Origin of the sequence: Bradyrhizobium elkanii USDA 76, assembly GCF_023278185.1 — a bacterium.
Classification (GTDB): domain Bacteria; phylum Pseudomonadota; class Alphaproteobacteria; order Rhizobiales; family Xanthobacteraceae; genus Bradyrhizobium; species Bradyrhizobium elkanii.
In genome coordinates this window covers 6,758,872-6,782,640 of the sequence record NZ_CP066356.1, presented here as the reverse complement: position 1 = coordinate 6,782,640, position 23,769 = coordinate 6,758,872, and the positions used below count along the sequence as shown (strand labels likewise).

Here is a 23,769-nt window from a genome sequence, read left to right as displayed (position 1 = left end):
TGGAACTGACATGAACTTTAGCGCGGAGAAAGCAAGCCGAAAATGGCCTGTTGGCGCGTTTCGTCGCGGGGGCGCGGCAATGGTTACCGCCGCCGTGCTGCTTTGCCTTGGTATGCAAGGCGGCCCCGCCGAGGCCGCCCGCCGCGCGCCCAGCTTTCCGTGGGACGATCTGTTCGGCACCCGGCCACAAAGGCCGCACAAGGCCGTCCGCCGCTCAGCGGTGCCGCTGCCGAAGCCGCGCCCGGCGCAGGCGCCGGCGGCAACTCACGCACCGGCGGCAGCTCACGCGCCGGCGGCAACCGAGCCCGAGCCGCCCGCGGCCGAGACGCAGTCTCCGGCCGCACCTGCCGATGCGGCCAAGCCCGCCGAGCCGCAGCTGTCGGCCTGCCGGCAGGCCCTCACCGATGAGATCGCGATCGCGCCGAGCATTCCGGATATCCACGGCGCCGGGGGCTGCGGCGGCGAGGATCTGGTGCGGCTCGAGGCGATCGTGCTGGCGGACAAACGCAAGGTCGCGGTCAAGCCCGCGGCTATCCTCCGCTGCAAGATGGCCGCTGCGGTCGCCGACTGGGTCCGCACCGATATCGCGCCGCTCGCGCAGAGCCTCGGGGGCGGGATCAGCAATCTCGACAATTTCGACTCGTTCGAATGCCGCGGCCGCAATCGGGTCGCCGGAGCGCAGCTCTCTGAGCACGGCCGCGCCAATGCGCTCGACGTGCGCGCCCTCGGCCTCGCCAACGGCAAGTCGATCTCGCTGACCGACCGCAGCGTGCCGCGGGCCTTGCGCGAGACCGTGCTGCACTCGGTCTGCGCCCGCTTCTCCACTGTGCTCGGGCCGGGCTCGGACTGGTACCACGAGGACCACATCCATCTCGACCTGATCGACCGTCGCAACAACTACCGGATCTGCCAGTGGAACGTGTACGACCCGCTGCCAGAGGTCGCGCCGCTGTTGCCGGCCGAGCGCCCCGAACAGGCGCCGCCGCGCGAGGTCGCCGCCAAATCCGACGCGTCGAAGACGGATGCATCCAGAGCTGACCAAGGCAACGCTGATCACGGCAGGGCCAGCGACGGCAAGCCGGATGCCGCAAGATCACATGATGCGGCCGCGCCCGACCGCAGCGCCGAGACCAAGCCGCAGCCAACAAAAAAGCGCCGGCAAAGCCGGCGCTTTTGATCGCGATTGCGATGGGATCAGTAGGTCGTGCCGCCGCCGCCCTGCAGCGCCATCTGCGGCTTGTAGGGCGAGTCGCCGTGCTTCGGCTCCAGCACCACGACGATGGTGCCGAGCTTGACGCGGTTGTAGAGGTCGATGACGTCCTCGTTGGTCATGCGGATGCAGCCTGACGAGATCGACGCGCCGATATATTCCGGCTGGTTGGTGCCGTGGATGCGGAACAGCGTGTCCTTGCCGCCCGAATAGAGATACATCGCGCGCGAGCCCATCGGATTGTCCGGGCCCGGGGCCACGAAAGTCGGGACGCCGAGGCGCGAGATTTCGCCGGGGGTCGGGTGCCAGGCCGGCCATTCGGTCATGCTGCCGACCTTGGCGATGCCGGACCAGGCCATGGCTTCCTCGCCGACCGTGATGCCGTAGCGGATCGCCTTGCCGTCGTTCAGCACGTAATAGAGGTAATGGTTGTCGGAATCGACCACGATCGAGCCGGGGGCTTCCTTGCGGTGATACTCGACGATGGCGCGGCGGAACGGTTCCGCCACCGGCGTCTTGACGTAGGTGGTCTTGGCCAGGAGTTCCTTGTCACGCGGCTTGAAGTTCGCAGTGTTGGTTGCCTCATAGGTTGTGGCCTGCATGCAGCCCGACAACATCAGGCCCGCGGCCAGAATCCCGAAGGTAACTTTGAGCGACGACATGATTACATTCCAATCGAAAATCCGCGCCCGAAAGCGCCACTATTACGCCCCAAACGCCACGATTCCACGAGGGCAGTATTGCTGAAACGCGCCATTATTCCCAGACTTTAGATGTCTTTCCCGCATCGCGGGACGTCGTCTGTGGCTTTTTTGCCGCAACTGTTCTGGCGCCGGGTTGGTTTTTGTGCAAACAGGCAACGGTCGACGAGTCGGCGCCACGTCACTGCCGCCTGGCCGCCACAAGTATGGATGCCCGGTTAATGCCCCGGTCATGAAGCGCCCCCCAGAATCGCGCTAAGTCGGCGGGTCCTGCCAGCCCTGTTTCGTGGAGTTCGTGATGCTGTCGGTGTTCGTTCCGTCCGAGTTTTCGCTCAAGAAGGCCACCGCGACCGACCTCGGCGCGCTGCCCGAGGGAGCGGTCTGGGTCGATCTGGTGAATCCGACGGTGGAGGAGGACCGGGCGGTCGAGAAGCTCGCGGGGATCGCGGTGCCGACCCGGGAAGACATGCAGGAGATCGAGATCTCCAGCCGCCTCTATATCGAGAACAGCGCGCGCTACATGACCGCGACGCTGATGTGCCAATCCGACACCGACATGCCGCGCACCACGGCGGTCACCTTCATCCTGACCAGCCATCGCCTGGTCACGGTACGCTACGACCTGCCGAAACCGTTCGCGCTGGTCGAGAACAAGCTGGCGCGCGCCTGTGCTCCCGGCATCACCGGCGAGCAGGTGCTGATGGAACTGCTGGACGCTGTGATCGACCGTTGCGCCGATCTCCTGGAGCGCTGCGGGGCCGATATCGACCAGGTGTCCCACGACATCTTCGAGCCGGAGAGCGAGCGCCACGGCCACGCCAAGCAATATTCGCAGATCCTGATCGCGATCGGCCGCAAGGGCGACCTGACCTCCAAGGTTCGCGAAAGCCTGGTCTCGATCGGCCGCCTCGTCACCTTCCTCTCCGCGGTGGTCGAGGGCGTGAAATGGTCCAAGGACATGCGCGAGCAGCTCAAGACCATGCAGCGTGACGTGGCCTCACTGACCGATCACGCCTCCTATCTCTCCAACAAGATCACCTTCGTGCTCGACGCCATGCTCGGCGTGGTCAATCTGGAACAGAACAACATCATCAAGCTGTTCTCGGTGATGGCGGTGGTCTTGATGCCGCCGACGCTGATCGCCTCGATCTACGGCATGAATTTCAAGATCATGCCGGAACTCGAATGGGTGCACGGCTATCCGATGGCGCTGGTGATGATGCTGATTGCGGCCGTTGTGCCGTACTGGATCTTCAAGTGGAAGAAGTGGCTGTAGACCGGTTCCACACGTCGCGTTTTGGGACGCGTTTTCTGCCTTATTTCCTCTCCTAAAATTTGAGCGTTGCGCTGAACGTTTGGGCGAAACTTGTCTGCGATAACGCCCGCCTCGAAGCCGGAGGACAGCAATGGTTGAGAAGATCATAACGCCACGGCGTAACGTCATCGACTTTGCGCGCTATCAACAGGACCGCGCAGCAGGCAAGGTGCAGGCGATCTCGCCGAGACTTTGCCGTTACTGTGGCGCTGCGTTGCTGGATGGCGAGGACGAAGACGAATGCTCCAGCGCGCTGAACGACGTCGCGCTGCGGCAGCCCGAGAAGAAGTCGCGTCGGTTCTACGCAGACTAGAGGCCGAAGCCTCGGAGGCAGAAGCCTCGTTTGCGTTTGTTACGCCTGCAAGTGAAGCAATCCCAATGACGGCCGCGGCGGCGGCCGGGATCGCCTCAAAACTTCCTTCCCCGAGATACGGCTCTTCCCAAGCTCAGACGTGCTGACCACCGTTGATGTGGATCTCCGCACCGTTCACGTAAGAGCTGGTCTCCGTGCAGAGAACGTAGATGATCTTGGCGACCTCGTCCGGCGTGCCGAGGCGATGCATCGGGATCTGCTGGTCGACGATCTTCTCGGTGCCCGGCGACAGGATCGAGGTATCGATCTCGCCTGGCGCGATCGCGTTGACGCGGACGCCGACGCGGCCGAAGTCCGATGCCATCTCGCGCGTCAGCGCCGCGAGCGCGGCCTTCGACGTCGCATAGGCCGCGCCGGCAAACGGATGCACGCGCGAGCCCGCGATCGAGGTGACGTTCACCACCGCGCCCTTGGCGTGTTTCAACTCCTCGATCAGCCCGCGCGCGATCATGATCGGCGCGAAGAAGTTGACGTGGAAAACGTGGGTCCAGGTCTCGATGTCGGTGTCCATGGTGCCGAGCCGGCCGCCGCCGGCAGCCTTCGGCGAGATCGCGGCGTTGTTGACCAGCGCGTGCAGTTCATCGTTCTCAAGCCGCCTGCGGATCTCGGAGATCGCGCGCACGGTGTCGTCATGGCTGCCGAGATCAACCTCGATGTGGTCTTCCGGCCCGGCGCCCCACGGGCAGACCTCGGGAAACGCATGCCGCGACAGGGTGATGACGCGCCAGCCGGCGGACGAGAAGCGGATCGCGGTGGCATGGCCGATGCCGCGGCTTGCGCCGGTCAGGAGCAGCGTGCGCCGCGGCGCATTGGATGGGTGGGGCATCGACGGTTTCTTTCGTTTTCGTCATGCGCGGCGGCGTGCCGGGCATCCACGCCTTCGAACGACTTGGGATGATTTGGGATCAAGACGTCGATGGCCGGGGTCATCTTACACGAAGATGCGCTTCGCGCTTTCGCCCGGCCATGACGGTCGCAGCTTTCAGGGATAGAGCCGCACCTTCGACCAGGCGCTGCCGGCGCCGTCGCGGCGGAATTCGATGCGGTCGTGCAGGCGGTAGGGGCGGTCGTGCCAGAACTCGAAGCGTTGCGGCGTGATCCGCCAGCCGCTCCAGCCCGGCGGCCGCGGCACCTCGCCGATGACGTATTTCGCACCGGTCTTGGCGATCGCCTGTTCGAAGGCGAAGCGGCTCTCCAGCGGCTGCGACTGCTTGCTGGCCCAGGCGCCGATCTGCGCCTGCTTCGGCCTCGTGGCGAAATAGGCGTCGGCCTCGGCATCGGTCACCGGAGTGACCGGTCCGCGGATGCGCACCTGGCGGCGCAGCGATTTCCAGTGAAAGAGTAAAGCGGCTTTAGGATTTGCGGCCAATTCGCGGCCCTTGGCGCTCGCAATGTGGCTGTAGAACACGAAGCCGTCGGCATCGAAGCCCTTCATCAGCACCATCCGCACGTCGGGCAGGCCGTCGGGATCGACGGTCGCAAGCGCCATCGCGTTCGGATCGTTCGGCTCGGACTTGACCGCCTCCGCAAACCATTCGGCGAACAGGGCGAACGGCTCCTCCGCCGCGGTGAAATCACCCGATGTTAACGGTGTCGGGTGTTTGATGGAGGTCGTGTCGGTCATGTCAGGAGTCCCGATTTGCATCCGCCCGCGTCTGAAAGCGCGTTACTAGCCCTATATAGGGCATGGGGGCGCGTTGGCCTATCGGCGATCCACCCCGCAGGCGCGGTGGTGACATTGATCCTGATCGGCGTCGGCGCAAGCGGCTGCAGCCTGTCGCGCAGCGACGCCTTCGCCAAGCTGGACGACAAGGATGTGACGGGCTCGATCAGCCCGACCCAGGTCAATGCGGTGATGCCGACCGACAGCGATCTCGCCTTCGCCCGCAATGCGGCCTCCGACGTGCTGACCAAGGGCGACAAGGATTCCAGCCAGCCCTGGGAAAATCCTGAAACCGGCGCGCGCGGCTCGGTGACGCCGCTGGCCCAGGCCTATTCGGGCGAGGACGGCAAGACGTGCCGGGATTTCCTTGCCAGCTACGTCAATGGAGCCACCGAGAGCTGGCTGCAGGGCGCCGCCTGCAAGGCTGGACAAGGGCGGTGGGAAATCCATAGCCTGAAGCCTTGGAGAAAATCCTGAGAATTCCGGCGAAGCCGGACTAGTTGCAAAAATGCCACTGAGCCCCCACATGAAGGCAAAGTGGGCCCGGACGGGTTCCCGGCCAGGACTGATTTTTCCCGTGAAGGAGACGTGACGGATGCGCGACCCCTATGAGGTCTTGGGGGTGCAGCGGAGCGCCAGCGCTGCGACGATCAAGAGCGCCTATCGCAAGCTCGCCAAGAAGCATCACCCCGATAACAACAAGAACGACCCGAAGGCGGCGGCCCGCTTTGCGGAGATCAACACGGCCAACGAGATCGTCGGCGACGAGGACAAGCGCAAGCAGTTCGACCGCGGCGAGATCGATGCCGAAGGCAAGCCGCGCTTCCAGGGCTTCCCTGGTGGAGGCGGTGCCGGCGGCCGTGCCGGTCCGGGCGGCTTCGAGTACAGTTTCCGCTCTGGGCCCGGCGGCGGCATGGGCGGCGGCAGCTTCGAGGACATCCTCAACAGCATGTTCGGCAATGCCGCTCGCGGCGGCAGCGGCCGTGCCGGCCGGGCCAGTCCGTTCGAGTTTGACGGCGGCGGGGTCGGCGTCGACCTCGATCTTTCGGTCGCCATGACGGTGTCGCTGGAGGAATCGGTCAGGGGCGGCGACAAGCGCGTCCGCCTGCCGACCGGCCGCGAGCTCAACGTCAAGATTCCGCCCGGGGTCGCTGCGGGCCAGCAGATCCGGCTGAAGGGGCAGGGGGAGACCGCGCAAGGCCATCCGCCCGGCGATCTCCTGATCACGATCTCGATCGCGCCGCACCCGTTCTTCAAGGTCGACGGCAACGATCTTCGGATCGACCTGCCCATCACCCTCTACGAGGCGGTGCTGGGCGGCAAGGTCCGCGTGCCGACGCTCGGCAGCGCGGTCGAACTGTCGATCCCGAAGAACACTTCCAGCGGCCGTACTTTCCGCCTCAAGGGCAAGGGGCTGTCGAAGACGGGCGCGACCGGCGACCTCTATGTCACGACCCGCATCATCCTTCCCGATGGGAACGATGCCGAGCTTGAGGCATTGATGCAGACGTGGCGGGAGCGAAATCCCTACAATCCGCGCAGCGATCTCGGCTGACCGCCGAGAGCGCGCCCCAAAGACGCGAAGACGCGAAACTGCAACTACCCCGGAGTCTATCGGGGTAGACGCGGGCATTGCGAGCGCGTCACAAAGGATAACGGGCCGTCCGAGGTCTGCGGCGTGCAGATCGGATGACGGAAAAGGAGTGCGGCCTCGAGAGGGGGACCAGCGCGGTACACAAAACCCCAATCGAGGCCGCGTGCGCCGATCGGCGGATCGAGCGCAGATCATCTTCGCGTGAGCATCCGGTACGACAATGAGACGCGTCCATGACGCGAATCGAAATTTTCAATGTCGGAATTGGGACACTGAGTGAGGCTGGATTCACTTACTCGAAACGGCACAATTTCGCCGAGGTAATCTCCCGTAAAATTACGGAATGTCAGCCGCCGCTCTTCTCCATCTGATCGTAGACGGCCTGCGCGACCTGGGTCAGCCGCGTGCGATCGGTGCCGCCGCTGACGACATAGGCCACGCCACGATCGGCCCAGAACAGCGCGCCGTCGCTGCCCTGCACGGCGTAACGCATCTGGGTCGCCTCGGTCTTCACCTTGGCGGTGTAGACCGTGAAGCGCTCACCCGACGTGCTCTCATACATCAGGAACGATGCCGGGCCGCTCGGTCCGGGCAGCAGGCGGCCGCCGACCAGCTTCAGCCCGGTGAGCTCCGGTGCGCGGACGTCCCAGCCGCAGCGCTTGGTCAGCCATTGCTGCAGGTGGTCGCGCTCGCTGCCGGGCACCTCGACCGGATGGCGGACCTCGACCACGTAGAGCCGATGCGCATCGAGTGCATCGACCGTGAAGCTCTGGAAGGTCGACGGCGTCGCCGAGACGCCGCGCGCGATCCAGCCGGCGCCGCCGCCGGCGACGAAGGCCACGAGCGTCGCCGCCACCGCGCCATAGACCCAGCGGCGCGGCTGACGCACCAGCCGCTCGAGCTCGAGCCGTTTCGGCACCGCCTCGTCCAGCACGGTGTCGTAGCGTGCATGCAGCGTCTCGGCCATCGCACGCCATGACTGCACCCGTGCCGCGTCGTCAGGATGCGTGGCGAGCCACGCCTCGACATCGCCGCGGCGTTCGGCCGGCAGCTCGTTGTCGACGTAGGCGTGCAGCTCGTCTTCGGTGACGGGAATGTTCGGGTCGGTCATATCAGTCGTCTCTGCCAAATCTTGTTCGAAAATGGTTGATGCATCACGCCGGCCATCGCGCACATTATCATTTCACCCGCCGGAGCGCCGGACGCTGGCCCTCGATCGAGGCCCGGACATGGGCGCGGGCGCGGGCGAGGCGGGACATCACCGTGCCGATCGGCACGCCCTGGATGTCGGCGACCTCGCGGTAGCTCATGCCCTCCAGCATGACGAGCAGCAGCACCGAGCGTTGCTCCTCGACCAGCGTCGACAGCGCGCGCTCGATGTCGCGTCCTTCGGCCTCGGTCCCGCTGGCGTCGGCATTGTTGTCGAGCAGCGGCACGAAAGCCGGCCGCCGCGCCAGCGAACGCCGGCGGTTCTTGTTCAGATTGGTCAGGATCGTGTAGAGCCAGCTCCTGACGTCGCCGCCGAGAAACAGCCGCTCCGAGCGCAGCGCCCGCACCAGCGTGTCCTGCACCAGATCGTCGGCGATATCCGTGTCACGCGCCAGCGCGCGCGCATAGCGACGCAGCGCCGGTATCATGGCTTCGACACTTTGACGAAACGCGGTCATGCATCCCAGTCTTCGATGGTCTCGGCGATAGCCGCCTTGTCCAACATAACACCCTGGCGGCGTGGCTATTCCGCCTGCGCCGATCTGCGCGCATACCGCCCAAGCTGCGGCCGATTTGGGCTTGTCGCCAGCCGAAGTGCTGGTGTACCTCCGGGCCGAAAAAATTCGAAGCGTGGAAGCCTTGAGACGGCCGACATCTCGCTCAGCAGGGACCAGCCGTTACGGGAATGCCGGTGCCGACGATCTATTACATCCGCCACGGCGAGACCGCGTGGAACGCCGAAGGGCGACTCCAGGGCGTGCAGGACATCGCCCTCAATGAGCGCGGCCGCGCCCAGGCCGCGCATGCCGGGCGCATCCTCGCCGATCTCCTGACGCGCGACGGCCGTGACAAGACGACGCTGCCGTTCGTCGCGAGCCCCCTGATCCGGGCGCGCGCCACCATGGAGCTGGTGCGCGCCGAGCTCGGCCTGCCGTCCGGCAACTACGCCCTCGACGCGCGGCTGCGCGAGATTGGCTACGGGACGTGGGAGGGCTCGACCTTGGCGCAGGCTCAGGCTGCGGACCCCGTGCTGTATGCCCGCCGCTTGGCCGAGAAGTGGACGGTGGCGCCGGCCGGTGGCGAGAGCTATGTCGACGTCCAGGTGCGGATGACCGACTGGTATCGCTCGGTGACGGCGGACATGGTCGCGGTTGCCCATGGTGGCACGGCGCGGGCGCTGATGGTGGCGCTCGGCTTCGAGACGCCGGCCTCGGCCGCCGAGCTCTATATCGAGCAGGGGGCGGTCTATGTGTTCGGCGCGGCGGGGTTGCAGAAGTATAGTTAAGGGAGCCCGGCCACCCGCGTCTTTGGAGCCATGAAACTCGTTTGACGCTGCCGACCCTGCGCGTTACGACACGCCATGTCCTTCAATACTTTCGGCCATATGTTCCGCGTCACGACCTTCGGCGAGAGCCATGGGGTCGCGATCGGCTGCGTCGTCGACGGCTGCCCGCCGCTGATCCCCCTGACCGTGGAGGAGATCCAGCACGACCTCGACCGCCGCCGTCCCGGTCAGTCCCGCTTCACCACCCAGCGCCAGGAGCCGGATGCGGTGAAGATCCTGTCCGGCGTCATGGCGCATCCGGAGAGCGGGGGGCAGGTGACGACCGGCACGCCGATCGCGCTTTTGATCGAGAACACCGATCAGCGTTCGAAGGATTATTCCGAGATCAAGGACAAGTTCCGCCCCGGCCACGCCGACTTCACCTATGAAGCGAAATACGGCCTGCGCGACTATCGCGGCGGCGGACGCTCCTCCGCGCGCGAGACCGCGACCCGCGTGGCGGCCGGTGCGATCGCGCGCAAGGTCCTGCCCGAGGTGAAGGTGCGCGGCGCGCTGGTGCAGATGGGGCCGCACAAGATCGACCGCGAGAAGTGGGACTGGGACGAGATCGCCAACAACCCGTTCTTCTGTCCCGACAAGGACAAGGCGGCGTTCTTCGAAAGTTATCTCGACGGCATCAGGAAAAGCGGCTCCTCGATCGGCGCCGTCATCGAGGTCACAGCCGAAGGTGTGCCGGCCGGGCTCGGCGCGCCGATCTACGCCAAGCTCGACAGCGATCTGGCGGCGGCGATGATGAGCATCAACGCGGTCAAGGGCGTCGAGATCGGCGCCGGGTTCGGCGCCGCCGAATTGTCGGGCGAGGAGAACGCCGACGAGATGCGGACCGGCAACAACGGAACGCGTTTTCTGTCCAACCATGCCGGCGGTGTGCTCGGCGGCATCTCGACCGGCCAGCCGGTGGTGGTGCGCTTTGCGGTCAAGCCGACGTCCTCGATCCTGACCACGCGCCGGACCGTGGACCGCAAGGGTGCCGATACCGACATCCTGACCAAGGGCCGCCACGACCCCTGCGTCGGCATCCGGGCGGTGCCGGTCGGCGAGGCCATGATGGCCTGCGTGCTGGCCGATCATTTTCTGCGCGACCGCGGGCAGACCGGGCGCTGATCCCTTATATAGTGGCGGTCGCCAGACCGCCCTGGGGGAATGCCATGAACGCGTCGGAGCTTCGGGACATCATCGAGTGGATGATCGGCGGCGCGCGGTCGGCGCCGACCCCGCCGCAGATGATGGCGGAATGCTGCGAACGGCTGGTGCGGGCCGGATTGCCGCTGTGGCGCATCGGCGTCTTCGTGCGCACGCTGCATCCGGAGATCTATGGCCGCCATTTCTTCTGGAAGCCCGGCGCAGAGGTCGAAACCGGCACCGTCGATCACAACATCCTGGACTCCCCGGAATTTGCCGTCAGCCCGCTGTCGACCGTCTTCAGGCAGGGCGTTGAAGTCCGCGCGCGGCTCGACGATCCCGCAAGCGCCCGGTTTCCGATCGTCGTGGACCTGCAGGCCGAAGGCGTCACCGACTACATTGCCGTGCCGCTGGTCTATACCGACGGCTTCGTCAATGCCTCGAGCTGGACCACCAGGCAGCCGGGCGGCTTCACCGACGAGCAGCTCGATGCGATCCGGTCGATCGCCGTGCCATTGGCGCGCTATATCGAGATCATCACCCTGCGCCGTACCGCCTCGCTCTTGCTCGACACCTATGTCGGCAACCGGGCCGGCGAGCGCATCATGGGCGGGCAGATCCGGCGCGGCCATGCCGATACGATGGATGCCGCGATCTGGCTGTCGGACCTGCGCGGCTTCACCGCGCTGTCGGACCGCCTGCCGGCCGAGACGGTGGTGGAGATCCTCAACCTCTATTTCGATTGCCAGGTCAGCGCGATCCGCGACCATGGCGGCGAGGTGCTCAAATTCATGGGCGACGGCCTGCTCGCGGTGTTCCCGATCGACGAATATCTCGGGGACGAGGTGCAGGTCTGCTCACGCGTACTGGAAGCCGCGCGCGCGTCCCGCGCCGGCGTCGAGGCGCTGCAATTCGCCAATGGCGATGCGGTCGAACGCTTCCGTTTCGGCCTCGCGCTGCATCTCGGGCGCGTGCTCTACGGCAATATCGGCGGCGGCAACCGGCTCGACTTCACCTGCATCGGTCCGGCGGTCAATCTCGCCGCGCGGCTGGAGAAGATCGCCGGCCGTCTCGGCCGCACCGTGGTGGCCTCGGAGCGCTTCGCCGGCATCAGTGACGGCGGCTGGAGCGATCTCGGCGAGTTTCCGATCGCGGGATTTGCCAAGGCCGAGCGGGTCTACGGCCTGTACGACGAGGCGCCGGTCGCTGCTGCGAGCTAGCCGCCGCGGGCGTAAGACTGCTTCAGGCCGAAGGTCAGGATCGACAGCGTGATCCACAGCCGCAGCATGGCGAAGCTGAAGATGAAGACGACGTAGATCAGGTTCTTGAGCGGCTGGCCCACCATCGAGATTTGCCAGAAGTGCCAGATCGCGGTGCGAACCAGGCCCTGCCCGTAGCCGAGCGCAACGTTGATCACACCTAGCAGGAGTACAGCGGCGCCAAGCCAGAGCGCGTGCCGCCCAAGGTCCTTGACCGCGGCAAACAGCGCGACCCGGCCGCCATTGCTTTCCGCGTTGACGATGATCAGCAGCACCAGTGCCGCGATCGCGGCACTCCAAAATCGCCCGAGATCGGCGCCCTGATCGAACGCCATGCCATCGAGACCCCACAGCAGGTGCGGTGCAAACGACGAGAAACCGATCGCGGCAGTGGCGAGCGTCGCGATGATTATCACGAGCACGATCCGCCACAGGATCGACAGTGACAGCTTGATTTGCTCGCCCAGCGTCAATTCGCCGAGCGATGATTGGCCTCCGGCAGCCTGGATCGAGTCCCGCGCCGTGGCGAAGAAGGCGAGCAGCACGCAGACGTCGGCCAGCACCAGGGCAGGCACGATCAGGCCAGGCTTGCCGAAGCCGACGATCCGTATCGCCGTTGCCATGACGAGCCAAGGCAAAGCGGGCAGAGGGCGAAACGGTCCGAAGGAGGTTTCCGGGCGGGTCTTCCGGAGTGAAAGCTGTTGGCGCAGTGCGACGGTCATGCCGCGTTCGTGCCACGCGAACCTTAAAGCGGGGGTCGCCGCGATCGCTAAAATTCGCGGCATGGCCTGCGGCAATCTGGCGCTGGCGCGCTATTCCTCGGGTTCGGTGGTGAACAGCAGCGGATAGCCCTTGGCGCGGCCGGCGTCGGTGGCGCGCGTCGCCTTGGTCTCGGCGACGTCCCTGGTGAACACAGCGACGACGCAGACGCCGCGCTGGTGCGCGGTCAGCATCACCTTGTAGGCCTGGTCGTCGGTCATGCGGAATTCACCCTTCAGCACGGTGACGACGAATTCGCGCGGCGTGTAGTCGTCGTTGACCAGGATCACCTTGTGCAGGCGTGGCCGCTCGACCTTGGTCTTCGTCCTGGTTTTCGGCTTGACGATGGTATCTGGCATCGCACTCCCTCGCGATTGCCCCGTAAGAATACCGTCTTCCGGCGCGCCTTGGAACCGTTCCATTTGCACGGCGTCGTTGCGGCAACGGCACGGCGCGTGTCGCCGCATTCGAGACAAGCGAAGTCTGACTTGAGTGTGGACGTCTAACCTGAATGTGAAGGACAGCTGATATCTGCGCTTTTCGCCGCCTGAATTGCGTGTCACCATGACACTCATACGACGGGAGGGCCGCAATGCGCTGGTATGTCTCGATCGGAGCGGTGCTTGTCGCGGGCATGTTGGCCAGCGGCGATGTGGCCGGTGTTGCCGCGCCCGGCCCGGGAACCCAGCCCGGCCATCGCCTGGCGGAAAAGGAATCCACGCCGAGCGTCGACATCGAGTTGATCATCGCGGTCGACGTCTCCTATTCGATGGACATGGACGAGCTCGCGATCCAGCGCGAGGGCTATGCGCAGGCCATCGTTTCCAAGGATTTCCTGCAGGCGCTGAAGGCAGGTCCGAACGGCAAGATCTCGATCACCTATTTCGAATGGGCCGCCTCCAACGATCAGAAGATCATCATCCCCTGGCGGGTGATCGACGGCCCTGAATCCGCCGATGCGGTCGCCGCCGAGATCATGAAGACGCCGGTGCGCCGCGCCTCGCGCACCTCGATCTCCGGCGCGATCTATTTCGCGATCCCGATGTTCGACGAGAATCCGCATCGCGGCCTGCGCCGCGTGATCGATATTTCCGGCGACGGGCCCAACAACAACGGCACGCCGATCACGCCCGCGCGCGATGCGGCGCTGGACAAGGGCATCGTCATCAACGGCCTGCCGATCATGGTGAAGGAGCCGTCCTACTCGACGATGGATATCGAAAATCTCGACTGGTACTACGAAGACTGCGTGATCGGCGGACCGGGCTCCTTCGTGGTGACGATCAAGGATCGTGAGAAGTTCAAGGAGGCGATCCGCACCAAGCTGCTGCTCGAAGTCGCCGGCCGCACCCCGGAGCGCCCGATCATGCGGACCGCCGATAAGGAGCCGCGGGTCAATTGCCTGATCGGCGAGAAGATCTGGCAGGATCGCTGGGGGCGGTAGCGATCATGTCGATCTCGTAGACGGTTCTAACTCACCCTACAGATCTTCTGGAGGTCACTCTCCAGCACGCGCAGCATCTGCAACGTGGCGGCGTGCTCGGCCGCGCCGATCTGCCGCCAGACCTCAGTGGCACGGCCAGCGAGGTCGCGAACCGTCACCGGAAAATTCGCGGCCTGCGCCAGCGCGCCCTTTTCGTTGATCAGATACGCCCCGTTCAGCGCAAACAGCACCTGCGCGATGCAGGCCAACGCGCGATAGGCGCAGCCGGCGATATGCGTGCTGTCGCCGCGCGGCACGGCGAGCTCGGCATTCTCGATGCTGAACAGCACTTCCCATTGAAAGCGCCGCACCAACGCGGCGCCATCCCGATAGTAGAGGCCGATATCGGTGTCGGAGGCATCATGCGCCGTGCCGCGCGCCCGCGAGCCGCCGAGCACGATGGCGGCGACGCCCGGTACGGCGGCGAGAACGGGAATGATGCGCGCGAGCAGCGGATCGTCGGACATGGAGCGCGGACTATAGCGGGACTGCCCGCGCTCAGCGATAGTCGCAGCGTCCCGTCAGCGCGCGAACCGCGCCACCAGCTCGACATGCGCCGTGTGGCGGAACTGGTCGACCGGCGTGACGGCTGCGATCTTGTAGCCGCCGTCGATCAGGATCTTCGCGTCGCGCGCAAACGTTGCGGCGTTGCAGGACACCGCGACGATCACCGGCACCTTGCTCGCCGCCAGCTGGGTGACCTGCGCCTGCGCGCCCTGCCGCGGCGGATCGAACACGACGGCGTCATAGTCGCGCAACTCCTGCGGCATCAGGGGGCGGCGGAACAGGTCGCGCGCCTCGGCCTTGAGTGGCTTCAGCCCCGGCGTCGTTTGCGCGGCCTTCTGCAGCGCCGTGATGGCGCCGGCATCGCTGTCGAAGGCCGCGATCCGCGCCTTCTCCGCGAGGCGCAGCGCGAAGGGACCGACGCCGCAAAACAGGTCGGCGATATGCTTGGCGCGTCCGCAATGCTCGCGAACCAGCGCTGCCAGCGTGTCCTCGCCCTTGACGGTCGCCTGCAGGAACGAGCCGGGCGGCAGCACGACCATCGCCTTTCCGATCGCAATCTCCGGGGAGCCGCGCTGCAGCACCAGTTCGCCATGGCGTGTCAGCCGCGCCAGCCGGTGCTTTTCCGCGACGCGCGACAAAGTGGTGATCAGGCTGGTGGGCAGCGCGCCGGAGCCCCGCACGTCGATGTCGAGGCCATTGACGGTTGCGGTCACCTGGATGTCGAGCGGCTTGCCGATCACGATCAGTGGCTCGGCTGTGGCCCAGGCTGCCTCGAGCGCACCGTCGAGCGCAGGATCGAGGATCGGGCAGCGATCGACCGGGATGATGTCGTGAGAACCTGCCGCGGCGTAGCCGACCTTGAGGACCTCATGGGTGCCCATGCGCCCGTGCAGCGTGATGCGGCGACGGCCCGCGCCATGGGCATCGATCAGCGGTGTGACGTCCGCCGCAATCTTCGCCTGCGCCAGCGTCTCGACCACGATGTTGCGCTTCCAGGCATGGTAGCCTTCGTCGTTCCAGTGCTGGATCGCGCAGCCGCCGCAGACGCCGAAGTGCGGACAGAACGGCGCGATGCGCTCGGGGCTTTGGCGCGTGACCCGCAGCAGTCGCCGCCGGTCGGGATGGTTGCCCGGGACGTCGTCGACCTCGACCGTTTCGCCGGCCAGCGCATAAGGCACGAAGATCGGTTGCGATCCCTCGATCGCGACGCCGTCGCCACGGTGGCCGACATGGTCGATGGTCAGAAGTTCAGCCACGGCGCGCGCCGAGGAAGAATTCGATATTGCCGTCGCCGCCCGGGATCGAGGACGGGAACACCTGAATGTCGGTGCAGCCCTGCGAGGCGGCAAAGGCGGCGATATCGTCGCAGATTTCCTGGTGCACCATCGCGTTGCGGATGACGCCGCGCTTGGAGTGTTTGCGCGCCGCCTCGAATTGCGGCTTGATCAGCGCCAAAAGATGCATCGGGGCGGCCGCCAGCGACAGCGCCACCGGCAGCACGAGCTTCAGCGAGATGAAGCTGACGTCGATCACCACGATGTCGGGCCGCGCCGGCAGGCGCTTGCCCTCGAAGCTCCTGATGTCGGTTGCCTCCATGGAGACGATCTTCGGATGTCCTTGCAGCGAGGGATGCAGCTGGCCGTGGCCGACATCGATGGCGAACACGAGGCTTGCGCCGTTGGCGAGCAGCACTTCGGTAAAGCCGCCGGTCGAGGCGCCGACATCGAGGCAGACATGGCCCTCGACGTCGATCGGATAGTGCTCGAGCGCGCCGGCGAGCTTGACGCCGCCGCGCGAGACATAGGGATGCGCCGGCTCGGCCGAGAGGGCCGCGCCCGGTGCGACGATCTCGGACGCCTTCACGATCTGCTTGCCGTCGGCGGTGACGAGGCCGGCGTCGATGGCGGCGCGCGCCCGCGCCCGGCTTTCGAACAGGCCGCGTTCCACCAGCAGCACGTCGATGCGCTTGCCGGCGGATGCGTTGTTGTCGTTGTCGCCCGCTCTGGTCACTTCGCCGCCTGCCGGCGCTGCGCGGCAGCGAGCCGCACGCAGGCCTCGAAGGAGGTGAGGTCGTGCCAGAGGTCGGCCGACGACTCGCGCGGGGTCACCAGCGGGCTGCCGTGCAGGTCGAGCGCGTGCATCATCATCAGATTGTCCGGTAATCCAAACTCTTCCACCGTCAGCCCCTCCGCATCGATCAGGCGTCCGTCGGATGCCGGCACGACCTGACTGAGCCGCGCCACGCGATTGGCGTAGGACGTGGGATCGTTGGAATAGGCGAGGCACAGTTTGCCGCGTCCCGCCATGTAGCCGAGTTCGTAAACCGTGCCTGCGTCGGCACTGGGGCCGCGAAACGGCGTCAAGTTGGCGATGATGGCGTCGGCGGACTCCATCATCGCCTCGTTGCTCTTGAAGATGGCGAGCGAGGCGCCGGCGGCGGTGGGATCGATGCTGCTGTCGAGCGGATACAGCCCGGTCAGCCCGTGATAGGCGCAAACCTCCGCCTTACGGCGGCCGATCTCCACGGCATCCGGCAGGAACACGTCAGGACCTGCCAGATAGATCTTCATGGACGTGCCGGGGCTAGTGCGTTTTCGAGCGAGAACCCGGAGCTTCGGTTCTGATCCAATCAGAACCGAAAATGCGCCAGTGAGCGCCGCCCGTAGCGATTAGGCGAGCTTGACGGTCTCGGTCTTGTAGTCCTTGCCGAGGGTCTCGAACACCTTGGCAACGATGCTCTTGGCGTCGAGACCGGCGCGGGCATACATCGCCGCCGGCGTGTCGTGGTCGAGGAACACGTCGGGCAGGATCATCGAGCGGAACTTGAGCATGCCGCTGTCGAGCATGGCGTTGTCCGACAGGAACTGCATGACATGCGAGCCGAAGCCGCCGATCGAGCCTTCCTCGATCGTGATCAGGATCTCGTGGTCGCGGGCGAGCTTCATGATCATCTCTTCGTCGAGCGGCTTCATGAAGCGCGCGTCGGCGATCGTGGCGGAGAGGCCGTGGGCGGCGAGCTCGTCGGCCGCCTTCTCGCACTCGGCGAGACGGGTGCCGAACGAAAGCAGCGCGACCTTCTTGCCCTCGCGGATGATGCGGCCCTTGCCGACTTCCAGGGCAACGCCGACTTCAGGCATCTCGATGCCGCGGCCTTCGCCGCGCGGATAGCGCAGCGCGCTCGGACGATCGTTGATCGCAACCTGCGTCGCCACCATGTGGACCAGTTCCGCCTCGTCGGCGGCGGCCATGATCACCATGTTCGGCAGACAGCCGAGATAAGCATTGTCGAACGAACCCGCGTGCGTCGCGCCGTCGGCGCCGACCAGGCCGGCGCGGTCGATCGCGAAGCGGACCGGAAGGCTCTGGATCGCGACGTCATGGACCACCTGGTCATAGCCGCGCTGCAGGAAGGTCGAGTAGATCGCGCAGAACGGCTTGTAGCCTTCGGTGGCGAGGCCGGCGGCGAAGGTGACCGCGTGCTGTTCGGCAATGCCGACGTCGAAGGTGCGGTCCGGGAACGCCTTGTTGAAGATGTCGACGCCGGTGCCCGACGGCATTGCCGCGGTGATGGCGACGATCCTATCGTCCTTCTCGGCTTCCTTGACGAGGCTCTGGCCGAACACATTCTGGTAGGCCGGCGCATTCGGCTTGGCCTTGGCCTGGGTGCCGGTCGCGACGTCGAACTTGACCACGGCGTGGTACTTGTCGGCGGAGGCTTCGGCGGGACCGTAGCCCTTGCCCTTCTGGGTCACGACGTGAACCAGGATCGGGCCGGTCTCCATGTCGCGGACGTTCTTCAGCACCGGCAGCAGATGGTCGAGATTGTGACCGTCGATCGGGCCGACATAGTAGAAGCCGAGCTCTTCGAACAGCGTGCCGCCGTCCATCATGAAGCCGCGCGAATATTCCTCGACGCGGTTGGCGCGGTTGGCGAGGATCTTGGGCAGGCGCTTGTTGATCTGCTTGGCGGCCTCGCGCAGCGAGCGGTAGGTCTTGCCGGAGTAGAGGCGCGACAGATAGGCGCTCATCGCGCCGACCGGCGGGGCGATCGACATGTCGTTGTCGTTGAGGATCACGATCAGGCGCGAGTTCATCGCGCCGGCGTTGTTCATCGCCTCATAGGCCATGCCCGCCGACATCGCGCCGTCACCGATCACGGCGATAACGTTGTTCTTGCCGCCGGAGAGGTCGCGCGCCACGGCCATGCCGAGGCCGGCCGAAATCGAGGTCGAGGAGTGCGCGGCGCCGAACGGATCGTAGTCGCTCTCGGTGCGCTTGGTGAAGCCGGAGAGGCCGCCGCCGGTGCGCAGCGTGCGGATGCGGTCGCGGCGTCCGGTCAGGATCTTGTGCGGATAGGCCTGGTGGCCGACGTCCCAGATCAGGCGGTCGCGCGGGGTGTCGAAGATGTAGTGGATGGCGGTCGTCAGTTCGACCACGCCGAGGCCGGCGCCGAAATGGCCGCCGGTCACCGACACCGCGTCGATGGTTTCCTGGCGGAGCTCGTCGGCAACCTGCCGCACCTGCTCGACCTTCAGCTTGCGCAGGTCATCCGGCGTGTGAATAGTGTCAAGAAGCGGCGTCTTACTAAATGTGGTCACAGCGAATTTCCAATTTTTGCCTGTCGGAACGAACCGCCCGACGCGAGATGGGATGGCGCGCACACCGCGCAGCGAATGCCAGACACTGGGTGCCGCCCCGGCAGGCCGGTGCCTGATTGTAAGCCTAGATTCACTCCGGATTGGACCACGTGATATGCATCACCTTGGTCGCTCTTCACCCGTCCCGGTTCAGTTTTATCGAACCATTTGAGATGCTTGCCGCCCGAAAAGTTCGGGCCGCCCGCCACCTTCAAATGCCCATAGAACTGGAAGCATTACACCAAAGCTGTAGCCAAAGCCAACCCGATAGGGGGTGCAGGGTTCCTATGCGCTGTCTTGAAAAACCTAGACTTTTCAATGCCTGGGCCGGAGCCGGGTTCCAATAACGCCCATTTTAGCGGCAGCCGGCCGGTACGGAGCGGGCTGATTCGCGCGCCGCGCCGATCGCCGCGGTCACTCCGCGGCGTGATGGATTGCTGGAAATAAACAGCAACAATTGCCCGCCGGGGCGGGCATTCAGTCGCATGACTGTGGGGGCTGGCGCCCGGAGCCTACTCCGTTTCGATGGAATCGGAGCGGGGCTCTACTGCACGTCGAGCGGCTCGGTCCCGGTCGGCTGGCCCGAGGCGTCGGTGGTGATCTTGTCGACGCGGGCTTCGGCCTGGCGCAGCAATTCCTCGCAGCGCCGCTTCAGCGCCTCGCCGCGCTCGTAGATCGCGACCGATTCCTCAAGCGGGACCTTGCCGTCCTCGAGCCGCTTGACGATCGTTTCGAGTTCCTCGATCGCGCGTTCAAAGGAGAGCTTCTTCACGTCGGCTTGGGTATTGTCGGCCATTCTTTGCGTTCCCGATTGCGTGGATCAGATCGCAACCTGATCTTGTCGTCCAAACATGACCTGTCGCAGGCCATGCTCGCCCCGGCGCAGAATCAATCGAATTTTTGCGGGCGTATTGTGGCGGGGATTTACCCGCCCATCAATGCGCTGACGTGAGATGCCACCGACTCTTTCAGGCCCTGCAGGTCGTAGCCGCCTTCCAGGACGGAGACGACGCGGCCGCCGGCGCTCCTGTCGGCGAGATCCATCAGCTTGCGCGTGACCCAGCCGAAATCCTCGCCCGTCAGGTTGATCGAGGCCAAGGGATCGCGGTGATGCGCGTCGAACCCCGCCGAGATGACGACGAGTTCGGGAGAGAACTTCTCGAGCTGCGGCAGGATCAGATTCTCGAAAGCCGAGCGGAACTTGGCGCCGCCGTCGCCGGGCGCCAGCGGCGCGTTGACGACGGTGTCATGCTCGCCGCGCTCGCCGGCGGCCCCGGTGCCGGGGAACAGCGGCATCTGGTGCGTCGAGCAATACATCACGGTCGGGTCGGCCCAGAAGATATCCTGCGTGCCGTTGCCGTGATGGACGTCGAAATCGATGATCGCGGCGCGCTTGATGCCGTATTTGCGCTGCGCGTGGCGTGCGGCGATCGCGGCGTTGTCGAAGAAGCAGAAGCCCATCGGCGTCGACTTCTCGGCGTGGTGCCCGGGCGGGCGCACCGCGACGAAGGCGCTTTGATGCTTGCCCTCCATCACCGCATCGGTGGCGGCCACCGCGCCGCCGACGCCGCGCATCACGGCTTCCCAGGTGCCCGGCGACATCGAGGTGTCGCCGTCGATATAGATCATGCCCGAGGTCGGCGCGATGTGGCGGAGTTCGCTGACATAGTGCTCGCCGTGACAGAGCAGCACGGTATCGAGGTCGCCTTCCGGCGCGGAATCGCGCACCAGCGCCTTGAAGCGATCCTCGCCGAGCACCTCGGCGACCGCCCGCAGCCGGTCGGGGCGTTCGGGATGTCCGGGAGGGGTCAGGTGGTCGAGACAGGCGGAATGCGTCAGAAGCAGTGTCATGCAAATTCCCGGCGCAATCGATGCGCGTGCGAGGACGCATGATCCGGAAAAGTGCGCAGCGGTTTTCCGAACAAGATCATGCAAGAGCAGGCCCTAATCTAGGCCGTTAGCGGCGTTCCGGAAAGGGCCGCGTGCCATGACGAAGACGAGTTTGCGGCTCAGTTGATCCGCTCGATCCGCTTGCCTGCCGTCGGGCCCACCGGGCTGTTGGCCTTGAAGTAGGCGTAGAGTGCATCGACGTCGTAGATGCCGAACTGCTGCGCGGTTCCTTGCTTGAACACCGTGAAGCCGTCGCCGCCCTCGGCGAGATAATTGTTCACCGTGACGCGGTAGCTCGCGGCCAGGTCGATCGGTTTGCCGTCCAGCGACATCCGTGCGGCGATGATGCGCGCGCCGTCGCCCTTGCTCGCATCCCACGCATAGGAGAACCCCTTCGAGACCTGGAGGGCGCGCGGCCGCTTCGGATCGGCCCATTGCTGCTCCAGCGCGTCCTTGAGCTGCTTGCCGGTCAGCGTCATCGTCACGAGCTGGTTGCGGAACGGCTGGCTGGCGAAGATATCCGCGTAGGTCACCGCGCCGTCCTCGCGCTTGACGATGTCGGTGCGCACGCCGCCGGGATTGGTGAAGGCGATCACCGCGCCGCCATTCGGCTCAGCGCTGGTTGCAAGCAGCTGTGCATCGGCGACGATGTCGCCAAGCGGGCTCTCGCCTGTCTCGCTCGGTGTGCGCGACAATGTTTCGGTGACCGAGCCTGCGGCGCGGCTTGCGATCGGTGCGGCCAGCCGGTCGTAGGATTCCAGCAGCGCGCTCTGCTCGGGGTCCTTGGCGGTGCCGGCGATCCGCACGATGGTGTTGGCGGCCCTGGCGCTGATCACGTCATGGCTGTTCGGATCGAGCTGAAGATCGATCGCGGTGACCAGGGTGCCGTATTTGTCGCCGGAGGTGACGAGCCGCCCGTCGATCTCGCAGACATAGGCCTGGTGGGTGTGGCCGGAGACCACGACGTCGACCGCGCGATCGAACTTCTTGACGATGTCGACGATCGGCCCGGAGATCCCTGGACATTCATTATAGTCGCCGGTCGGAAAGCCGCCTTCGTGGATCAGCACCACGATCGCCTCGACGCCCTTCGCCTTCAGCTCGGGGACCAGCGCATTGACGGTCTCGGCCTCGTCGCGGAAATCGAGGCTCGCGACGCCGGCCGGCGACACCAGGTTCGGGGTGTTCTTCAGCGTCAGCCCGATGAAGGCCACTGGAATGCCGTCGAACTGCTTGATCTCGTAGGGCGGAAACACCGGCTTGCCGGTCGCCTTGTCGATCGTAGAGGCGGCGAGATAGCGGAATTTGGCCCCGGTGAACGAGTGCGGCCCCTGGCATTTGTCGACCGGATGGCAGCCGCCATTCTGCATCCGCAGCAGCTCGTCCTTGCCCTCGTCGAATTCGTGATTGCCGACCGAGGAGATCGCAAGCCCCATCAGCGAGAGCGACTCGATGGTCGGCTCGTCGTGAAACATCGCCGACAGGAACGGGCTCGCGCCGATCAGGTCGCCGGCCGCAACGAAGATGTTGTTCTTGTGGCTCTCGCGCAGCTGCTTGACGACGGTGGCCATCCGCTCGGCGCCGCCGGCGGGCTCCATGATCTTCCTGGTCGCATCATTGGGATCGGTGATGCGGATGCCGCCCGGCGGCGGCCGCAGATAGCCGTGGAAATCGTTGATCGCGAGAATGCGCAAGTCGACCGGCTCCGCGGCCTGCGCCAGGCAGGGGCTTGCTGCGACCAGTCCGAACGCGCAGGCCGCGGCGAGAGGGGAAAGGCGGGGCTGTCTCATGACCTGTCCATGGAGCACGGGATCATGGCGCCGCGCCACTACAATTTTGCGACGCTTCGTTTCAATCCTTCGGGCGAGCCATGAATGCCTTGAACGCCTCGACTGCTTCCGTGGAGCGCATCCGTTCGCTGAACAGATGGTTCTCCTGCTCGATGCGGCGGGTGACGTCCTCCGGCGGCAGCCGGATCAGGCGCCGCGAGATTGCCACAGCCTCGGCCGGCAGCGCGCAGATCTCGCGCGCCACCTTGTGCGCCTCCACCTCGGCATGCCCCGGCGCCACCACGGTGTTGACGAAGCCGGCGACGCGGGCGTCGTCGGCCGACATGGTGCGGCCGATCACCAGCATCGCGAAAGCGCGCTGGTGGCCCATCATGCGCGGCATCAACAGGCTTGAGGCGCCTTCCGGCACCAGGCCGAAATTGGAGAACGGCGTCGAGAACAGCGCGGTCTTGCTGGCGAGGACATAGTCGCAGTGAAACAACATCGTGGTGCCGATGCCCATCGCGACGCCGTCGACGGCGGCGATGATCGGCTTCACATTGTGGGCCAGCGAATACAGGAACTTGACGAGGTCGGAGGCCGGCGGCGTCTCGCCGGTCGAGGTGCCCTGCGCGAGCAGGTCCTCGATGTCGTTGCCCGCGGTGAACACGCCGGAGCCGCCGGTGATGATCAGGCAGCGGATCTTCGGATTGTTCTGCGCCTTGTCGATCGCGTCGCTGATCGCGCGAAACATCTCCTGGGTGATCGCGTTCTTCTTCTCGGGCCTGCGCAGCCGGATCACGCGCGTGGCGGCTTCGTCGGTTACTATGACATGCGCGGTCATCGAGCGGTCCCAGGGTCGGCCGGCATCGTCGCCGGTGGAGGTCGTACCGCCATCCTACATGATTGGGTGCAAGCCCCAAGAGCTCCAGC

The 23,769-nt window shown here is 65.5% G+C and carries 25 protein-coding genes; 9 read left to right on the top strand and 16 right to left on the bottom strand.

The features are described from left to right. Window positions 1-10 precede the first annotated feature (10 nt). Entirely contained in the window at window positions 11-1,177 is a 1,167-nt protein-coding gene (locus JEY66_RS32550; protein ID WP_026192438.1) for an extensin family protein, read from the top strand. Between the two features lie 17 nt (window positions 1,178-1,194). On the opposite strand, the gene JEY66_RS32545 is transcribed toward JEY66_RS32550, so the two are convergent. Continuing rightward, window positions 1,195-1,872, bottom strand: a complete 678-nt coding sequence (locus JEY66_RS32545; RefSeq protein ID WP_018270352.1) for a L,D-transpeptidase — start codon at window positions 1,870-1,872, stop codon at window positions 1,195-1,197. A 337-nt stretch (window positions 1,873-2,209) separates the two neighbouring features. On the opposite strand from JEY66_RS32545, the gene JEY66_RS32540 reads away from it, so the two are divergent. Both JEY66_RS32540 and JEY66_RS32535 read left to right on the top strand, forming a co-directional pair. Further along, window positions 2,210-3,187, top strand: coding sequence for a magnesium transporter CorA family protein (locus JEY66_RS32540; RefSeq protein ID WP_026192439.1), 978 nt, complete (start codon window positions 2,210-2,212; stop codon window positions 3,185-3,187). 130 nt (window positions 3,188-3,317) lie between these two features. Continuing rightward, window positions 3,318-3,539: a hypothetical protein gene (locus JEY66_RS32535; protein ID WP_063709281.1), complete on the top strand. Its 222-nt coding sequence runs from the start codon at window positions 3,318-3,320 to the stop codon at window positions 3,537-3,539. A gap of 133 nt (window positions 3,540-3,672) precedes the next feature. On the opposite strand, the gene JEY66_RS32530 is transcribed toward JEY66_RS32535, so the two are convergent. After that, window positions 3,673-4,425: an SDR family NAD(P)-dependent oxidoreductase gene (locus JEY66_RS32530; RefSeq protein ID WP_018270354.1), complete on the bottom strand. Its 753-nt coding sequence runs from the start codon at window positions 4,423-4,425 to the stop codon at window positions 3,673-3,675. Window positions 4,426-4,581: 156 nt separating this feature from the next. Continuing rightward, window positions 4,582-5,223 (bottom strand): pyridoxamine 5'-phosphate oxidase, encoded by a 642-nt coding sequence (pdxH, locus tag JEY66_RS32525; protein ID WP_018270355.1) that lies wholly within the window; start codon window positions 5,221-5,223, stop codon window positions 4,582-4,584. A 108-nt stretch (window positions 5,224-5,331) separates the two neighbouring features. Here pdxH and JEY66_RS32520 point away from each other — a divergent pair, with 108 nt between their 5' ends. After that, window positions 5,332-5,739 (top strand): RT0821/Lpp0805 family surface protein, encoded by a 408-nt coding sequence (locus JEY66_RS32520; protein WP_026192440.1) that lies wholly within the window; start codon window positions 5,332-5,334, stop codon window positions 5,737-5,739. Between the two features lie 118 nt (window positions 5,740-5,857). Then, a complete protein-coding gene (locus JEY66_RS32515; protein WP_016844612.1) occupies window positions 5,858-6,817 on the top strand; it encodes a DnaJ C-terminal domain-containing protein in 960 nt (319 codons plus the stop codon). A gap of 385 nt (window positions 6,818-7,202) precedes the next feature. On the opposite strand, the gene JEY66_RS32510 is transcribed toward JEY66_RS32515, so the two are convergent. Together JEY66_RS32510 and JEY66_RS32505 are read right to left on the bottom strand one after the other, a co-directional pair. Then, window positions 7,203-7,967 carry an anti-sigma factor family protein gene (locus tag JEY66_RS32510; protein WP_018270357.1) on the bottom strand — a complete coding sequence of 255 codons (765 nt, stop codon included), beginning with the start codon at window positions 7,965-7,967 and terminating at the stop codon, window positions 7,203-7,205. Between the two features lie 67 nt (window positions 7,968-8,034). After that, a complete protein-coding gene (locus JEY66_RS32505; protein WP_016844579.1) occupies window positions 8,035-8,523 on the bottom strand; it encodes a sigma-70 family RNA polymerase sigma factor in 489 nt (162 codons plus the stop codon). Between the two features lie 227 nt (window positions 8,524-8,750). On the opposite strand from JEY66_RS32505, the gene JEY66_RS32500 reads away from it, so the two are divergent. From JEY66_RS32500 to JEY66_RS32490, 3 genes are all read left to right on the top strand, one after another. Then, window positions 8,751-9,350: a histidine phosphatase family protein gene (locus JEY66_RS32500; protein ID WP_018270358.1), complete on the top strand. Its 600-nt coding sequence runs from the start codon at window positions 8,751-8,753 to the stop codon at window positions 9,348-9,350. 75 nt (window positions 9,351-9,425) lie between these two features. Then, entirely contained in the window at window positions 9,426-10,514 is a 1,089-nt protein-coding gene (gene aroC, locus JEY66_RS32495; RefSeq protein WP_018270359.1) for a chorismate synthase, read from the top strand. Between the two features lie 44 nt (window positions 10,515-10,558). Further along, window positions 10,559-11,752 carry an adenylate/guanylate cyclase domain-containing protein gene (locus tag JEY66_RS32490; protein WP_016844575.1) on the top strand — a complete coding sequence of 398 codons (1,194 nt, stop codon included), beginning with the start codon at window positions 10,559-10,561 and terminating at the stop codon, window positions 11,750-11,752. Here the strand turns inward: JEY66_RS32490 and JEY66_RS32485 are convergent. Together JEY66_RS32485 and clpS are read right to left on the bottom strand one after the other, a co-directional pair. Then, complete coding sequence (locus JEY66_RS32485) at window positions 11,749-12,588, bottom strand: hypothetical protein (protein WP_240537011.1); 840 nt, start codon at window positions 12,586-12,588, stop codon at window positions 11,749-11,751. The two genes, JEY66_RS32490 and JEY66_RS32485, sit on opposite strands and share 4 nt — an antisense overlap. A 15-nt stretch (window positions 12,589-12,603) precedes the next feature. Next, entirely contained in the window at window positions 12,604-12,909 is a 306-nt protein-coding gene (clpS, locus tag JEY66_RS32480) for an ATP-dependent Clp protease adapter ClpS (RefSeq protein ID WP_016844573.1), read from the bottom strand. A gap of 233 nt (window positions 12,910-13,142) precedes the next feature. Here clpS and JEY66_RS32475 point away from each other — a divergent pair, with 233 nt between their 5' ends. After that, window positions 13,143-13,994, top strand: coding sequence for a DUF1194 domain-containing protein (locus tag JEY66_RS32475; RefSeq protein ID WP_016844572.1), 852 nt, complete (start codon window positions 13,143-13,145; stop codon window positions 13,992-13,994). A 26-nt stretch (window positions 13,995-14,020) separates the two neighbouring features. Here JEY66_RS32475 and JEY66_RS32470 read toward each other — a convergent pair whose 3' ends face one another. From JEY66_RS32470 to JEY66_RS32430, 9 genes are all read right to left on the bottom strand, one after another. Then, window positions 14,021-14,500 carry a nucleotidyltransferase domain-containing protein gene (locus tag JEY66_RS32470; RefSeq protein ID WP_016844571.1) on the bottom strand — a complete coding sequence of 160 codons (480 nt, stop codon included), beginning with the start codon at window positions 14,498-14,500 and terminating at the stop codon, window positions 14,021-14,023. A 54-nt stretch (window positions 14,501-14,554) separates the two neighbouring features. Then, the gene (locus JEY66_RS32465; RefSeq protein WP_018270360.1) at window positions 14,555-15,796 is read right to left on the bottom strand and encodes a class I SAM-dependent RNA methyltransferase; all 1,242 of its coding nucleotides are present in this window, start codon (window positions 15,794-15,796) and stop codon (window positions 14,555-14,557) included. Next, complete coding sequence (locus JEY66_RS32460; protein ID WP_018270361.1) at window positions 15,789-16,550, bottom strand: TlyA family RNA methyltransferase; 762 nt, start codon at window positions 16,548-16,550, stop codon at window positions 15,789-15,791. The genes JEY66_RS32465 and JEY66_RS32460 overlap by 8 nt, the downstream gene beginning before the upstream one ends. After that, window positions 16,547-17,110, bottom strand: coding sequence for a nucleoside 2-deoxyribosyltransferase (locus JEY66_RS32455; RefSeq protein WP_016844567.1), 564 nt, complete (start codon window positions 17,108-17,110; stop codon window positions 16,547-16,549). The genes JEY66_RS32460 and JEY66_RS32455 overlap by 4 nt, the downstream gene beginning before the upstream one ends. A gap of 99 nt (window positions 17,111-17,209) precedes the next feature. Beyond that, window positions 17,210-19,138, bottom strand: a complete 1,929-nt coding sequence (gene dxs / locus JEY66_RS32450) for a 1-deoxy-D-xylulose-5-phosphate synthase (RefSeq protein WP_018270362.1) — start codon at window positions 19,136-19,138, stop codon at window positions 17,210-17,212. Between the two features lie 583 nt (window positions 19,139-19,721). Next, a complete protein-coding gene (locus JEY66_RS32445; RefSeq protein ID WP_016844565.1) occupies window positions 19,722-19,973 on the bottom strand; it encodes an exodeoxyribonuclease VII small subunit in 252 nt (83 codons plus the stop codon). A 128-nt stretch (window positions 19,974-20,101) separates the two neighbouring features. Then, window positions 20,102-21,028 (bottom strand): histone deacetylase family protein, encoded by a 927-nt coding sequence (locus JEY66_RS32440; RefSeq protein WP_018270363.1) that lies wholly within the window; start codon window positions 21,026-21,028, stop codon window positions 20,102-20,104. Window positions 21,029-21,186: 158 nt separating this feature from the next. Further along, a complete protein-coding gene (locus JEY66_RS32435) occupies window positions 21,187-22,857 on the bottom strand; it encodes a bifunctional metallophosphatase/5'-nucleotidase (RefSeq protein ID WP_050999407.1) in 1,671 nt (556 codons plus the stop codon). 61 nt (window positions 22,858-22,918) lie between these two features. Beyond that, entirely contained in the window at window positions 22,919-23,680 is a 762-nt protein-coding gene (locus JEY66_RS32430; RefSeq protein ID WP_016844562.1) for a crotonase/enoyl-CoA hydratase family protein, read from the bottom strand. Between the last annotated feature and the right edge of the window lie 89 nt (window positions 23,681-23,769).

Coding starts and splice junctions, on each gene's coding strand:
- JEY66_RS32505 (WP_016844579.1), bottom strand. CDS start 8,523: ATGACCGCGTTTCGTCAAAGTGTCGAAGCCATGATACCGGCGCTGCGT.
- JEY66_RS32550 (WP_026192438.1), top strand. CDS start 11: ATGAACTTTAGCGCGGAGAAAGCAAGCCGAAAATGGCCTGTTGGCGCG.
- aroC (WP_018270359.1), top strand. CDS start 9,426: ATGTCCTTCAATACTTTCGGCCATATGTTCCGCGTCACGACCTTCGGC.
- JEY66_RS32435 (WP_050999407.1), bottom strand. CDS start 22,857: ATGAGACAGCCCCGCCTTTCCCCTCTCGCCGCGGCCTGCGCGTTCGGA.
- JEY66_RS32475 (WP_016844572.1), top strand. CDS start 13,143: ATGCGCTGGTATGTCTCGATCGGAGCGGTGCTTGTCGCGGGCATGTTG.
- JEY66_RS32500 (WP_018270358.1), top strand. CDS start 8,751: ATGCCGGTGCCGACGATCTATTACATCCGCCACGGCGAGACCGCGTGG.
- JEY66_RS32445 (WP_016844565.1), bottom strand. CDS start 19,973: ATGGCCGACAATACCCAAGCCGACGTGAAGAAGCTCTCCTTTGAACGC.
- JEY66_RS32440 (WP_018270363.1), bottom strand. CDS start 21,028: ATGACACTGCTTCTGACGCATTCCGCCTGTCTCGACCACCTGACCCCT.
- pdxH (WP_018270355.1), bottom strand. CDS start 5,223: ATGACCGACACGACCTCCATCAAACACCCGACACCGTTAACATCGGGT.
- JEY66_RS32545 (WP_018270352.1), bottom strand. CDS start 1,872: ATGTCGTCGCTCAAAGTTACCTTCGGGATTCTGGCCGCGGGCCTGATG.
- clpS (WP_016844573.1), bottom strand. CDS start 12,909: ATGCCAGATACCATCGTCAAGCCGAAAACCAGGACGAAGACCAAGGTC.
- JEY66_RS32490 (WP_016844575.1), top strand. CDS start 10,559: ATGAACGCGTCGGAGCTTCGGGACATCATCGAGTGGATGATCGGCGGC.
- JEY66_RS32515 (WP_016844612.1), top strand. CDS start 5,858: ATGCGCGACCCCTATGAGGTCTTGGGGGTGCAGCGGAGCGCCAGCGCT.
- JEY66_RS32535 (WP_063709281.1), top strand. CDS start 3,318: ATGGTTGAGAAGATCATAACGCCACGGCGTAACGTCATCGACTTTGCG.
- JEY66_RS32455 (WP_016844567.1), bottom strand. CDS start 17,110: ATGAAGATCTATCTGGCAGGTCCTGACGTGTTCCTGCCGGATGCCGTG.
- JEY66_RS32470 (WP_016844571.1), bottom strand. CDS start 14,500: ATGTCCGACGATCCGCTGCTCGCGCGCATCATTCCCGTTCTCGCCGCC.
- JEY66_RS32430 (WP_016844562.1), bottom strand. CDS start 23,680: ATGACCGCGCATGTCATAGTAACCGACGAAGCCGCCACGCGCGTGATC.
- JEY66_RS32530 (WP_018270354.1), bottom strand. CDS start 4,425: ATGCCCCACCCATCCAATGCGCCGCGGCGCACGCTGCTCCTGACCGGC.
- JEY66_RS32510 (WP_018270357.1), bottom strand. CDS start 7,967: ATGACCGACCCGAACATTCCCGTCACCGAAGACGAGCTGCACGCCTAC.
- JEY66_RS32540 (WP_026192439.1), top strand. CDS start 2,210: ATGCTGTCGGTGTTCGTTCCGTCCGAGTTTTCGCTCAAGAAGGCCACC.